At 66.3% G+C, this 12,532-nt stretch carries 12 protein-coding genes; 7 read left to right on the forward strand and 5 right to left on the reverse strand.

Annotation, left to right across the window (positions count from 1 at the left end):
• The coding region (gene groES, locus JWN03_RS30205; protein WP_297622133.1) for a co-chaperone GroES at positions 1–275 on the forward strand (275 nt) is incomplete at its 5' end.
• Between the two features lie 143 nt (positions 276–418).
• A complete protein-coding gene (gene groL / locus JWN03_RS30210; protein WP_297622135.1) occupies positions 419–2,026 on the forward strand; it encodes a chaperonin GroEL in 1,608 nt (535 codons plus the stop codon).
• Positions 2,027–2,357: 331 nt separating this feature from the next.
• Here groL and JWN03_RS30215 read toward each other — a convergent pair whose 3' ends face one another.
• The 4 genes from JWN03_RS30215 to JWN03_RS30230 form a co-directional block, all read right to left on the reverse strand.
• Positions 2,358–3,332 carry a hypothetical protein gene (locus JWN03_RS30215; protein ID WP_297622136.1) on the reverse strand — a complete coding sequence of 325 codons (975 nt, stop codon included), beginning with the start codon at positions 3,330–3,332 and terminating at the stop codon, positions 2,358–2,360.
• 378 nt (positions 3,333–3,710) lie between these two features.
• Positions 3,711–4,022 (reverse strand): RskA family anti-sigma factor, encoded by a 312-nt coding sequence (locus tag JWN03_RS30220; RefSeq protein ID WP_297622138.1) that lies wholly within the window; start codon positions 4,020–4,022, stop codon positions 3,711–3,713.
• Position 4,023: 1 nt separating this feature from the next.
• On the reverse strand, positions 4,024–4,587 hold the full coding sequence (locus tag JWN03_RS30225; RefSeq protein WP_297622215.1) for a sigma-70 family RNA polymerase sigma factor: 564 nt from the start codon (positions 4,585–4,587) through the stop codon (positions 4,024–4,026).
• A 427-nt stretch (positions 4,588–5,014) separates the two neighbouring features.
• A complete protein-coding gene (locus JWN03_RS30230) occupies positions 5,015–5,308 on the reverse strand; it encodes a WhiB family transcriptional regulator (protein ID WP_153805677.1) in 294 nt (97 codons plus the stop codon).
• A gap of 611 nt (positions 5,309–5,919) precedes the next feature.
• Here JWN03_RS30230 and JWN03_RS30235 point away from each other — a divergent pair.
• The 3 genes from JWN03_RS30235 to JWN03_RS30245 all read left to right on the forward strand — a co-directional run bounded on the left by JWN03_RS30235 (position 5,920) and on the right by JWN03_RS30245 (position 8,756).
• A complete protein-coding gene (locus JWN03_RS30235; RefSeq protein ID WP_297622141.1) occupies positions 5,920–6,888 on the forward strand; it encodes a hypothetical protein in 969 nt (322 codons plus the stop codon).
• Between the two features lie 157 nt (positions 6,889–7,045).
• On the forward strand, positions 7,046–7,627 hold the full coding sequence (locus JWN03_RS30240) for a sigma-70 family RNA polymerase sigma factor (protein ID WP_297622143.1): 582 nt from the start codon (positions 7,046–7,048) through the stop codon (positions 7,625–7,627).
• Positions 7,620–8,756 (forward strand): anti-sigma-D factor RsdA, encoded by a 1,137-nt coding sequence (locus tag JWN03_RS30245; RefSeq protein ID WP_297622145.1) that lies wholly within the window; start codon positions 7,620–7,622, stop codon positions 8,754–8,756. Before JWN03_RS30240 ends, JWN03_RS30245 begins: the two co-directional genes overlap by 8 nt.
• A gap of 102 nt (positions 8,757–8,858) precedes the next feature.
• Here the strand turns inward: JWN03_RS30245 and JWN03_RS30250 are convergent, their stop codons facing one another.
• Positions 8,859–9,272, reverse strand: a complete 414-nt coding sequence (locus JWN03_RS30250) for a DUF5319 domain-containing protein (protein WP_029923780.1) — start codon at positions 9,270–9,272, stop codon at positions 8,859–8,861.
• 299 nt (positions 9,273–9,571) lie between these two features.
• Here JWN03_RS30250 and guaB point away from each other — a divergent pair, with 299 nt between their 5' ends.
• Together guaB and JWN03_RS30260 are read left to right on the forward strand one after the other, a co-directional pair.
• Positions 9,572–11,116, forward strand: coding sequence for an IMP dehydrogenase (guaB, locus tag JWN03_RS30255; RefSeq protein ID WP_297622152.1), 1,545 nt, complete (start codon positions 9,572–9,574; stop codon positions 11,114–11,116).
• Positions 11,117–11,320: 204 nt separating this feature from the next.
• A complete protein-coding gene (locus tag JWN03_RS30260) occupies positions 11,321–12,454 on the forward strand; it encodes a GuaB3 family IMP dehydrogenase-related protein (protein WP_297622154.1) in 1,134 nt (377 codons plus the stop codon).
• Positions 12,455–12,532: the final 78 nt, after the last annotated feature.

Here is a 12,532-nt window from a genome sequence, read left to right on the forward strand (position 1 = left end):
AGGACAAGATCCTCGTCCAGGCCAACGAGGCCGAGACGACGACCGCCTCCGGCCTGGTCATCCCCGACACGGCGAAGGAGAAGCCCCAGGAGGGCACCGTCATCGCCGTCGGCCCCGGCCGCTGGGATGAGAACGGCGCCAAGCGGATTCCGCTGGACGTCAACGAGGGCGATGTCGTCATCTACAGCAAGTACGGCGGCACCGAGATCAAGTACAACGGTGGCGAGTACCTGATTCTGTCGGCGCGCGATCTGCTGGCCGTCGTCACCAAGTAGGGACGCACCAACTCTCCGGGGCCTTTGAAGGGGCTTCGCTCCCGAAACCCCGGACTCTCCGCCTCGGCGTCGCCGCTTAACAGCCTCGACCCGGGGCGGAGTGCGTTCGCCCTCCCCAAACTCACTTCAGGAGTAGGTAATACATGCCAAAGCAGATCGAGTTCGACGAGAAGGCTCGTCGCGCACTGGAGCGTGGCGTCGATAAGCTCGCCGACGCCGTCAAGGTCACCCTGGGCCCGCGCGGCCGGCACGTGGTGCTGGCCAAGTCGTTCGGCGGCCCGACCGTCACCAACGACGGTGTGACCATCGCCCGCGAGATCGATCTCGAGGACCCGTTCGAGAACCTCGGCGCACAGCTCGTCAAGAGCGTCGCCACCAAGACCAACGATGTCGCGGGTGACGGCACCACCACCGCCACCGTGCTCGCCCAGGCCCTCATCAAGGGCGGCCTGAAGAACATTGCGGCCGGCGCGAACCCGATGACCCTCGGCAAGGGCATGAACAAGGCCGCCGACCAGGTCACCATTGCGCTGAAGGCCGCTGCCACCCCGGTCGACGGCGAGAAGGCCATCGCTCAGGTCGCCACCGTTTCCTCGCGCGACGAGGAGATCGGCGCGCTGGTCGGCAAGGCGCTCACCACCGTCGGCAAGGACGGCGTGGTGACCATCGAAGAGTCCTCCAGCACCCAGACCGAACTGGTCATCACCGAGGGCGTGCAGTTCGACAAGGGCTACCAGTCCCCGTATTTCGTCACCGATCCGGAGACGCAGCAGGCTGTCCTCGAGGACGTCTGGATCCTGCTGAACCGCGAGAAGATCAGCTCGCTGCCCGATCTGCTGCCGCTGCTGGAGAAGATCGCGGAGTCGGGCAAGCCGGTCCTGATCATCGCCGAGGACGTCGAGGGCGAGGCGCTGTCCACCCTGGTCGTCAACGCGATTCGCAAGACCCTCAAGGCCGTTGCGGTCAAGGCCCCGTTCTTCGGTGACCGTCGCAAGGCGTTCCTGGACGACCTGGCCATCGTCACCGGTGGCACCGTGGTGAACCCGGATCTGGGCATCACCCTGCGTGAGGCCGGCCTCGAGGTGCTGGGCAAGGCCCGTCGCGTCGTGGTCACCAAGGACGAGACCACCATCGTCGAAGGCGCCGGCACCGCCGAAGCCATCCAGGCGCGGGTTTCGCAGCTGCGCAAGGAGATCGAGAACACCGACTCCGACTGGGACCGCGAGAAGCTGGAAGAGCGCCTGGCCAAGCTGGCCGGCGGCGTCGCCGTCATCAAGGTCGGCGCGGCCACCGAGACCGAGCTCAAGGAGCGCAAGTACCGCGTCGAGGATGCGGTCTCCTCCGCCAAGGCCGCGGTCGCCGAGGGCATCGTCCCCGGCGGCGGCACCGCCCTGGTGCAGGCCGCTTCCACCCTTGTCGCCCTGCGCGATTCGCTCACGGGCGATGAGGCGGCCGGCGTCGAGGTCGTGCGGCTCGCGCTGCTGGCTCCGCTGTTCTGGATCGCCGCCAATGCGGGCGTCGACGGCGCGGTTGTCGTCTCCAAGGTCACCGACGGCAAGGACGGCTTCAACGCGGCCACCCTGACCTACGGCGACCTGGTTGCCGACGGTGTCATCGACCCGGTGAAGGTGACCCGCTCCGCGGTCGAGAACGCGATCTCGGTGGCGCGCATGGTGCTCACCACCGAGAGTGCCATTGTGGAGAAGCCGGCCGAGGAGCCGGCTGCTGCCCACCACGGCCACTCGCACTGAGTATGACCACGGCTCAACACTGTTGAGCAGGTGAACGAGGCCCCGGACGGGAAACCGTCCGGGGCCTCGCGCGTTCGAAGTGGCGGATCGAACGGCATCGTCCCAGGCCGGCGACACCTCGGTGGGCGGCACGATCCTCCAACGCGAGGCCGGTGACCTGGATCAGGCTGCGCTGCAAGGATGTCAGGCAAGGCCGAAGCGAACCGGGCAGTATCTAACCACTGACGGGCATGGTCGGGCTGCACTGCGGTCAGCGAGGCCGTGTTGTGGCAGGTCGCGACAGGCCGCAGGGCCCGGCCAAGCGGTATTGCGTGGGGGTCGGAGCGGCAGGTCAGGCTGCGCCGCAGCGGGCCAGGAACGCGTCGGCTTCAGCCCGGTCGTATTCGCGGATCAGTTCGCAGGAGGCTCGGAGGGCCTCGTGCACAACGGGATACATATTCGGCGGATTCCAGCTGAGGTGGGTGCGCTTCGGCTCGATCAGGAGGAACGGGGTGCCGTCGAGCGTTGGCAGGTCGGCGATCGGGGCCGTGCCGGGGATGTACAGCCAGCCCGGGTAGGTGAAATTGAACCGCAGGTAATCGATGAGGTGCTGATTGCGTTCCTCGGGTGTGAGCCCGTCATTACGTGCAAAGCGCACATTGGCCGGGTCGAGCGGTTCGGCGTCCAGATAGCCGGGGCCGCAATGCCGGAGCAGTGCGTCCTGCAGCAGGGCGTAGCAGTGGTAGAGGCGGTTTCGGACGCCGATCAGGCGGAACGAGTAGGCGCGGCGATTGTGCTGATCGAGGATCAGCAGGTCCAGATCGTCGTAGAGGGTGAAGACCTCGCGCAGGAAGAACGGCACCAGGCCCGCTTCTTCGAGCTCGTCCAGGCGGGCCATCATCTCCGGGCGCAGTCGCCAGCGCTTACGGGTCTCCTTGGACCGGCACAGCATGGTCATGGCGGCGGGGAAGGTCAGGTGGGTGGCGGCCCGGGTCGCCTCGTCGGGATGTTCGGCGAGGGCGTCCAGCTGCCGCACCAGCAATTCCAGCGTCGTATCGATGGCGGCCCCAGGATCGGCGCCGTTCTCGACCAGCGTGCCGCACAGCAGGCCGAGCACCGCCGTGTGGAACAGATCCCCGCCCGGCATGAGGTTGCGCAATTCCACGACGGCCGCATTCAGATCGGCAGGTGCCAGCGCCGACAGCAGTTGCGAGACCTCACCGCCCGCCTCCGGTGGCAGGAACAACCCGCGCCCGGAGGTGACGGATTCGATCTCTTCAGTGCTGGTAGGTCCCTTGACGAACTCGCTCAATATCTGCAGCGCCATGAATCCCCTTCCGTTCAGGAAACGTGTACAACCGTGTCCTGATCCGATGAGTTACCCCAACGGAGTTGGCCGACATGCCGAAGCATGCGGTCTTCCCATGGCAATACCTCCGCCCGTTCACGCACGGGTCTCACAAGGTTTCCATCGGGCATTTTTACCGTCCCGACGCAACTCGCCGTGGACGCCGACCGATCCACGGTCGAAATCTGTTGACCTGTAAAGCAGTGTTCGCTGTCTGCGACATCGGCTTGGTTTTCGCCTCTGCCTGAGAACGAGTCAAGGGTACTCGATGAAAGCTGGTGTGACACTGGATTTCCCGCCCATCGAAATGGATCAGACTGGGCGGGTGCCCAAGATTGCGGAGCTGGGTTTACCTGCTCAGTCGTTGACTGCGCGGCTGTGCCCATTGCTGGGATAGAGCACGGTGCGGTTGTGCTGTACTGCGGTTGCTGGCGCCTGGTCTGCTGCTACGGCGGCGAGTATGCGGTCGCGGAGTGCGAGCGGCGGCGGGGTGGCCGCCGCGGTCGCGAACTGGGCGAGAGCATCTCGGGTGTGCTGCACTTCCTGGGTGAAGTCCACGCGCAGCACCGGGTCACCGGTATCCAGTAGTTCCTGCACTGCGCGCTGATCTTCGTCGCCGATCGATCCCAGCGCGACAGTGTGCGCGAGATCGATCTGGCTTTCGTTCATCTCACGTCACTCCCAAACTTTTCTTGAGTCGTGTCAGTCCATCCCGAATACGGGACTTAACGGTAGGTAACCCTACGCCGAGGTATACCGCGACCTCGGCATATGTCCGTCCGCCGAAGTAGGCGAGCGAGATGGCTTCCCGCTGCGTCTCCGTCAGGGTCGCGAGACCCTGCAGGACCGCCTGCTGTTCCAGCCGTCGTCCCACTTCTTCGGTGACTTCATCGAATTCGTTACCGAGTGTGCTCGTGCCGTAAGCGACTTCGCGCTGTGCGTGGGCTTGCTCGGCGCGCACGCGATCGACCGCGCGGCGATGGGCAAGTGTCATGAGCCAGGTAACGGCGGAGCCCTTGGCCGGATCGAAATTGGCTGCGGTGCGCCAGATCTGGAGATAGACCTCCTGTGTGGTCTCCTCCGCGTACCCCGGATCGTGTAGCACCCGTAGCACCAGCCCGAACACCCGCGCGCAGGTGCGGTCGTACAGCTCGGCGAATGCCCGCTCGTCCGACTCCCCGCAACGTCCGAGAAGTGCAGCTAGCTCGAGGCTTTCGGCTGCGCGCGCCGTCATCGCAGAGGAGTCGCCCTCTGCGGCCGGCGGCCGCGCTGTCACAACGCTCCGTTCTGTGTCATCGGCCACGAGGGTAGCCTGCCGCTATAACCTCCTTTCGGGTGGGGGTATCGGCAAAACGACTGTCGCGCAGCGGTTTTCCGTTTTGTACCGACTTGCCCAAAGCTGCCCTGAAGAGGGACACGCCGTGACACGCCGGAGCTTTTGGGAAACGCCGAAGCTTCGCCAGTGGAGAACCGATTCCCGCCGGAGCAGTGGCCGGTTGTTTGCTAGGCATTCGGCGCGCCGTGCCGCGCGGATGGGAAATTTCCTGAACTCGCACCACCCGTGGTCAGCGCCAACGTCCTTGTGGCCCGAGGAAAAGGCACCGTGCGCCTCGCCCGCACCGCTGGTAAGCAGCAGTCACAGGGGTACGGGAGAAAAACGACTATGCGACCGCCCGGCGGCGGTTACGGCGGGCGTGCATCTCACGCTCGGTCTCGGACATTCCACCCCAGATTCCGTACGGCTCACTCACCTTCAGGGCGTGTGAACGGCACTGCAGCAGGACGGGGCAGGCCCGGCAGACTTCCTTGGCGCGCATCTCGCGCTGGGCCCGAGCCCGGCCACGTTCGCCGTCCGGATGGAAGAACACCGAAGAGTCCTGTCCCCGGCAGGACCCGCGCATCTGCCAGTCCCAGACATCGGCATTCGGACCAGGGAGGTGGGTTGGCATAGGCATGGTGAACTCCTCTTGGTGCGAGCTCGTCGGCATTGTCGAGCGGTGCTTGTGGCAACAGTCAGGCGGCATCACCGGTGCCCCGGCGATCGCTCTCCATCGGTGCCGCAATTTCACACGGCGCCGATGGCGGCGATGTCGTACGTTAGGTCCGACAATGAATTCGAGTCAATAGTTCGTTCCTCTGGGATTCGAATACCGGCGCATTAGAGAATTAACATCTTTGCTGTTTACAAAGTGGGGCGACTGTGGTGATACTGATCGGTTGCCCAGGAGCCGTCGCGGCGCACGATAGGTCAGGCGAGTTGATGAAGTACCTGGTGAGGGCCGCTTTTTGTCCGCGAATGCGAGCAATCCCGGCTATGTCGGAGTCGCGATCAGCGTGATCTCAGCCATTGCGCCGGCTCTCTCGATGACGGTAGAGATGGCCGATTCGAGGCCGACAGGTTAATAGCGCGAAACGCCATACGAATTCCTTACGGGCGTGCTAGGCGATAGCGAGCACAGATTTACGGAGTGGAAACATAAACGCAGTAGAGAATGCTGCAATGTTGCTGTGCTTCTGTGATATGGCGGCCACGGTCGGCTCCGGTGGCACTGGTTACAGTGCGACAGTGCCTGTGCTCGAAGTGAACTCACTACTCGCCGATACCGCTTTCGGTGCCACCCCCGGCCGCGCTGCTGCCGGATTGCCCACACCCGGTGATTCGACCGAGAGCTGGCTGCGCGCGGTCGCACTCGGCGGTGTCGGGCGCTACGCCGCCGCCCGGACCGAACTCCGCCGCGCCCGCGCGGGGACCACCGATCCGGTGCTGCGCTCGCTCACTCACAGTCTCGGAGGCTCCCTGCTGCGCCAGCTCGGCTGGCATGCGCACGCCGCCGTGGCCGACGGCCGCGCCGCTGCCCTCGTCCTGTCCGCGACCCCCGCGCCGGGGGCCGGCGCGGGCGGTTCCGCCGCCTCCGGGGTCATCCTCAGGTCGGATATTGCTCGTGCCGAAGCGGTTTGCGATGCATTGACGGGCCTGGCCGCCGACGCTCTCGGCACCGCTCGCCCGGCGCTTGCTGCCCGGCTGCTACAGCGTTGCCGCGCACAGTTCGATAGTGCCGGCGACGAGTCTTCTGCCCTGTGGCGACAGCGCATCCGCCTGCACTGGGTGTCTGCTGAGACGGCGCTGTCGGCTCCGGGCGCCGGTTTGATCGCCGCGCCGGAACCGGATGGCCGGAATCCGCTCCCCGGGGAGGCCGCGAGCGGAACCTCGGACCCGGCCCTCGCGCATGCCGAAATGGCGCTCGCACTGGCAGAGAACTCGCCCTCGCAGCGCCACCGGGTCAAATCCCGGCTACTGGTCGCCGCCGCGGCCGCGGCCTCCGGTGACCTCGATCGGTCCCGCCGCCTCGCCGCCGAAACCGTCAGGGAATGCCGGGAATTCGAACTCCTGCCACTGCGCTGGGCGTGCGCCATGCTGCGCTCCGGGGTGGACCCGGAGTCGGGCGGCGCCGCCGAGGCGGCCGAATGCGCACGTTTGCTGGAGGCTCGCGGAGGGCGATTGCGTTCGGCCACCGACCTTCTCGGCCGTCCCTGAGTAGTTCCCGGGATGTCCCTGAGTAGTCCCCGAGACTGACCCCCGTAACGACTGGCCTGAATGCGCCAGCCGCTATTGTTGGGACCGTTCCGCCCCTCCGCGGAAGCACCGGCCGCCAGCCGTGGTGCCACTCGTAACGCCAGGAACAGCTCTGACGATGAACAACGCGGGTGAGGAGTTGGACCCAGCTGTCGTCGCTGCCGCAGCGCAGGGCGATCGGTCTGCTCTAGCCCAGGTACTGGAGAGCATCCGCCCACTGGTGGTGCGGTATTGCCGCGCGCGCATCGGGTCGGCCGAAAGAGGTCAGCTCTCCGCCGACGATGTCGCGCAGGAGGTTTGTCTGGCCGTCATGACAGCTCTGCCCCGTTATCAGGATCAGGGCCGACCGTTCATGGCTTTCGTGTACGGCATCGCCTCCCACAAAGTCGCCGACGCTCATCGCAATGCCGCCCGTAACAAAGCGGATGCCATGGCCGAAGTACCGGATGTCATATCCACCGACCAGGGGCCGGAACAGCGAGCTCTCGATTCGGAAACGAGTCGGCAGATGAACAGTCTGCTGGCCACGCTTCCGGAAAAGCACCGCGAGATCCTGATCCTGCGCTTGGTTATGGGTTTGTCAGCCGAAGAAACCGCAGTTGCCGTGGGCAGTACGGCAGGTGCTATACGAGTCGCCCAGCATCGGGCACTCGCGAAACTCAAGACTCAAGTGGCGAGGGCAGGTGAAATGTATGGCTAGGGATGGCGAGCGCGGTCGGGGCGACTGGAAGCGGCTTGGATCGCAGAACAGCGGTCCCTACGCCGAGGCGTCCGGTGACACCGGACCGGTGGACATTGCGGCAGTGCGCCGTGACGACGCGCTGATCGATGCCATCTCCGGCGACGGGCCCGTGCAAACGGGAACCGGTGAGGAGTACCAGCTCGCGGCCCTACTCGCGAACTGGCGCGCGGAGATTCTGGCAGAGCCGATGCCGGCCGGACCGGATCTGGACACCATTGTCGCGGCGGTCAATCAGGAGATCGGCGCCCGGGACGCGCGGATCGGCGCCCAGTCGAGCGGGCGACTAAGGCTTGTGCGCCCGCTCCTGGGCGCGGCGGCGGCCCTCGCCTTGATCATCGGCGGCCTGTCTGCTTTCTCCTACAACGCAAATCCCGGTGATCCGCTGTGGCGGGTCAAGGAAGTTGTGTTCAGCGAGCAGGCGCAGTCCACGGTGGTGGCGCGTGCCGACGATGCTCTGGTCCAGGCGCAGCAGCTCATCAGTGATGGGCATCCGGAGCAGGCCAAGGCCGCGATGGAGAGTGCCTCGGCGAATGCGAGTCAGGTCAACGACGACACCAAGAAGAACGATCTGCAGGGCCGCTGGCAGGTATTGCTGACGCAGCTGAAGCAGGTGGCTCCGGAGGTTGCGCAGTCGCTGGCTCCGACCACGACGCCGAATCCGGCGATCACCACGCTGCCGCCGGTCACGGTCGTGCCGAATCCCGCCAATCCGAGCGTCACGGTCAATCCGACGCTGCCGCCGGATACCCACGGTGGTGGCACGACGGTCGATCCGCGTCTTGCCGCACCCACCGAACCGGAGCCGTCCACGGCTCCGCACAACGGCGGGGGCGTCACGCCACCGGTCACCGTGCCACCTGTGCAGCCTTCGGTGGACGTGACGGAGCCTCCGGTGACCGTTCCGCCGCAGACCTCCCCGGCCAGCCAGCCGGGCGGGCCTGCGGGCGGCGGTACGGCACCGGCGGGTGGTCAGCAGCCTGTCACGCAGCCGCCGGTGGAAAAGCCGTCACCGGCCCCTCCGGTGGTACCTCCGGTCACGATCATTCCGACCGTGCCGTCGGTTCCGTTGGGTGGAACGCCCAGGTGATTCGTTCACGGGCATAGAAAATCAGCCGACCGAGATGGTCGGCTTCTTCATACCGAAAACCGGGCCTGCGTTCCAAGTTGGACGCGGGCCCGGTTTCGGTTTCTAGACGTCGAACCCGTCGAACCCGTCGCCGTGCAATGCCTCGTTCATGGAAGCGTCGGCATAACCACGGCAGTAGTCCCAGGTGACGTACGCCTCGGGAGTCGGGTCGTAGGCAGGTTCATGGGGGCGTACCGTACCGTCCACCAATAGCTGGAGGAGGTTGGCGCGCAACATATCCCAGTCGTGGTAGTGGTCCTGTCGGCAGTCCTCGCAGCTGACCACGAGACCGCGGATACCGCGGTGGGCCAGCAATGCCTCATATACCGCGAGGTCGGCGAGATCCTCTTCGACCGCTAGGCGCTCGTGAGGATCCAACGGTTCCCCCGGCTCGATGGCATCGAGCGCGGCCGACGGGTCGGAGGGATCTCCGGCGAATGGATCCGGCGGCAAGCCAGGTGGTAGATGGTCACGCACAGTCCCACGGTACGCAGAAAGAGGGTGTCTGCGCCAGCGCTGTTAGGTATTTGCCCCCACTTCGCTGGTGGTACAACACACACCTCGCATTCTCGGGCATCAGTGTGTCGCATTCCTCGGTATCCGTGTGTCGCGGACCGGCGATCGCTGTGGCCGGGCGTGGCTGCTGCCAGGAATTGAGCGACCGATACCATGGTTGACCAAAGGCCGGGTAGCAAACGCCGGCTTTGTCATTCATCCAGTCGCTCGCCGGAATCCGGACCGGGGGACTGTGCCGAGCTCCAGGAGGGGTCGATCCGATGAGCAGTCCCGTTACGGGCGAACGAAACGCCGGCCGCCCTCGTACGGGTGGCGATGATCCGAACAAGGTCGCGATGCTCGGCCTCACCTTCGATGATGTGCTGCTGCTTCCGGCCGCGTCCGATCTGATCCCGAGTGCCGTCGATACCTCCAGTCTCCTGACCCGTGAGATCACCCTGCGCACGCCGCTGGTGAGCTCCGCCATGGATACCGTCACCGAGGCCCGGATGGCCATCGCGATGGCGCGGGCCGGCGGTATGGGCGTGCTGCACCGCAACCTGTCGGTGGCCGCACAGGCCGCGCAGGCGGAGACCGTCAAGCGGTCCGAGGCGGGCATGGTGACCGATCCGGTGACCTGTCGTCCGACCGATACCCTCGCCGAGGTCGACGCCATGTGCGCCCGGTACCGCATCTCCGGGCTGCCGGTGGTGGATGAGCAGGGGCAGCTGGTCGGCATCATCACCAACCGCGATATGCGCTTCGAGGTCGATCAGAACGTCCCGGTTGCCGAGATCATGACCAAAGCGCCGCTGATCACCGCGCAGGAGGGCGTCACCGCCCCCGCCGCGCTGGGTCTGCTGCGCCGCCACAAGATCGAGAAGCTGCCGATCGTGGACGGCAACGGCAAGCTGCGCGGCCTTATTACGGTCAAGGACTTCGTCAAGACCGAGCAGTATCCGAACGCCACCAAGGACCGCGACGGCCGCCTGCTGGTCGGCGCTGCGGTCGGTGTCGGCGAGGACGCGTGGGCGCGGGCCATGACCCTGGCCGATGTCGGCGTGGATGTGCTGATCGTGGATACCGCGCACGGGCATCAGGCCGGCGTGCTGCAGATGGTCGCCAAGGTCAAGGCCGAGGTCGGCGACCGGGTGCAGATCATCGGCGGCAATGTCGCCACCCGCGCCGGCGCCCTCGCGCTGGTCGAGGCGGGCGTGGATGCCGTCAAGGTCGGTGTCGGTCCCGGTTCCATCTGCACCACCCGCGTGGTCGCGGGTGTGGGTGCGCCGCAGATCACCGCCATTCTCGAGGCCACCGCCGCCTGCAAGCCGCACGGTGTGCCGGTCATCGCCGACGGTGGCGTGCAGTACTCCGGTGATATCGCCAAGGCGATTGCCGCGGGCGCGTCGACCGTCATGCTGGGTTCGCTGCTGGCGGGTACCGCGGAATCGCCGGGTGAGCTGATTCTGGTGGGCGGCAAGCAGTTCAAGAGCTACCGCGGCATGGGTTCGCTGGGCGCCATGCAGAGCCGCGGCGAGGCCAAGTCGTACTCCAAGGACCGCTACTTCCAGGACGATGTGCTGTCGGAGAAGAAGCTGGTGCCCGAGGGCATCGAGGGCCGGGTGCCGTTCCGCGGTCCGCTGGACCAGGTGATCCACCAGCTGGTCGGTGGTGTCCGCGCGGCCATGGGTTACACCGGCGCGCAGACCATTCCGGATCTGCAGGCGGCGCAGTTCGTTCAGATCACGGCGGCGGGTCTGAAGGAGTCGCACCCGCACGACATCACCATGACCGTCGAGGCTCCGAACTACACAACCCGAGCCTGACTCACTTCCCGCTCAATTCCCACCCCACCCCCGCCTTCCGCCCGGCTTCCCGCCTCGCCCCCCAAGATTCGTGGCCCGTCTCGTTCTGGACTGAGCGGAGCGGGGGAGCGAAGCGGAGGAGCGGAGGGAGGGAAGAATGAGACTCCCAGGGCCACGAATCCGCCGGAGCGAAGCGGAGGCAAATTAGACACAGGAGGACTTCGCATGCGCGATATGGTCGAGATCGGCATGGGCCGGACCGCCCGGCGCACCTACGAACTGGACGATATCGACATCGTGCCGTCCCGGCGGACGCGTTCGTCCAAGCAGGTGTCCGTGGCCTGGCAGCTCGATGCCTACCGGTTCGAGATTCCGTTCCTGGCGCATCCGACCGATGCGCTGGTGTCGCCGCGGTTCGCCATCGAACTCGGTAAGGCCGGCGGGCTGGGCGTCATCAACGGTGAGGGGCTGTGGGCCCGGCACGCGGATGTCGAGGCCAAGATCCAGCAGCTGACCGAGGTTGCCGAGAAGGAGGGCACCGAGGCCGCTGTGGCGCTGCTGCAGGAGCTGCACGCGGCGCCCATGCGGCCGGAGCTGCTTGCCGCCGCGGTCGCCGAGGTGCGGGCCGCCGGAGTGACCACCGCGGTGCGGGTCAGCCCGCAGAATGCGCGGGCGCTCACCCCGGGTCTGGTGCAGGCCGGGATCGACCTGCTGGTCGTGCACGGCACCATCATCTCCGCCGAGCATGTCGGTGACGGTGAACCGCTGAACCTCAAGACCTTCATCGCCGAACTGGATGTGCCCGTGGTGGCCGGTGGTGTGAGCGATCACCGCACCGCGTTGCACCTCATGCGCACCGGTGCGGCCGGCGTGATCGTCGGCTACGGCTCGATGCAGGGTGCGACGACCACCAATGAGGTGCTCGGCATTCGCCTGCCCATGGCCACCGCCATCGCCGATGCCGCGGCCGCCCGCCGCGACTACCTGGACGAGACCGGCGGTCGCTACGTGCATGTGATCGCCGACGGCGAGACGCTGTCCTCCGGTCATATCGCCAAGGCCATCGCCTGCGGCGCCGACGCGGTCATGCTGGGCGTGCCGCTGTCGCTGGCGCAGGAGGCCCCCGGCGCCGGCTGGTACTGGCCGTCCGCCGCCGCGCACCCGTCGGTCCCGCGCGGCGCGCTGCTGCCGTACGCCATCGACGAGGAGCGCGTCCCGCTCGCGCAGGTGCTCGAGGGCCCGTCCAACGACCCGTTCGGTTCGCTGAATCTCGTTGGCGGCCTGCGTCGTGCGATGGCCAAGACCGGCTACTCGGACCTCAAGGAGTTCCAGAAGGTCGGCCTGAACATCCGGGTCTAGCTGTGCTGTTCCGCCTCCACTGTTCCGCCTCCCCGGACCTTTAGCGCACGGCTTGGGTGCCGTTGGCTGTTGGGGACG

The sequence above is a fragment of the Nocardia sp. genome (assembly GCF_025465275.1).
GTDB lineage: Bacteria > Actinomycetota > Actinomycetes > Mycobacteriales > Mycobacteriaceae > Nocardia.

What these genes read in the sequence shown, in the direction of transcription:
- JWN03_RS30230 (WP_153805677.1), bottom strand. Translation starts at nt 5,308, where the DNA reads ATGCCTATGCCAACCCACCTCCCTGGTCCGAATGCCGATGTCTGGGAC.
- groL (WP_297622135.1), top strand. Translation starts at nt 419, where the DNA reads ATGCCAAAGCAGATCGAGTTCGACGAGAAGGCTCGTCGCGCACTGGAG.
- guaB (WP_297622152.1), top strand. Translation starts at nt 9,572, where the DNA reads ATGAGCAGTCCCGTTACGGGCGAACGAAACGCCGGCCGCCCTCGTACG.
- JWN03_RS30215 (WP_297622136.1), bottom strand. Translation starts at nt 3,332, where the DNA reads ATGGCGCTGCAGATATTGAGCGAGTTCGTCAAGGGACCTACCAGCACT.
- JWN03_RS30220 (WP_297622138.1), bottom strand. Translation starts at nt 4,022, where the DNA reads ATGAACGAAAGCCAGATCGATCTCGCGCACACTGTCGCGCTGGGATCG.
- JWN03_RS30260 (WP_297622154.1), top strand. Translation starts at nt 11,321, where the DNA reads ATGCGCGATATGGTCGAGATCGGCATGGGCCGGACCGCCCGGCGCACC.
- JWN03_RS30245 (WP_297622145.1), top strand. Translation starts at nt 7,620, where the DNA reads ATGGCTAGGGATGGCGAGCGCGGTCGGGGCGACTGGAAGCGGCTTGGA.
- JWN03_RS30225 (WP_297622215.1), bottom strand. Translation starts at nt 4,587, where the DNA reads ATGACGGCGCGCGCAGCCGAAAGCCTCGAGCTAGCTGCACTTCTCGGA.
- JWN03_RS30240 (WP_297622143.1), top strand. Translation starts at nt 7,046, where the DNA reads ATGAACAACGCGGGTGAGGAGTTGGACCCAGCTGTCGTCGCTGCCGCA.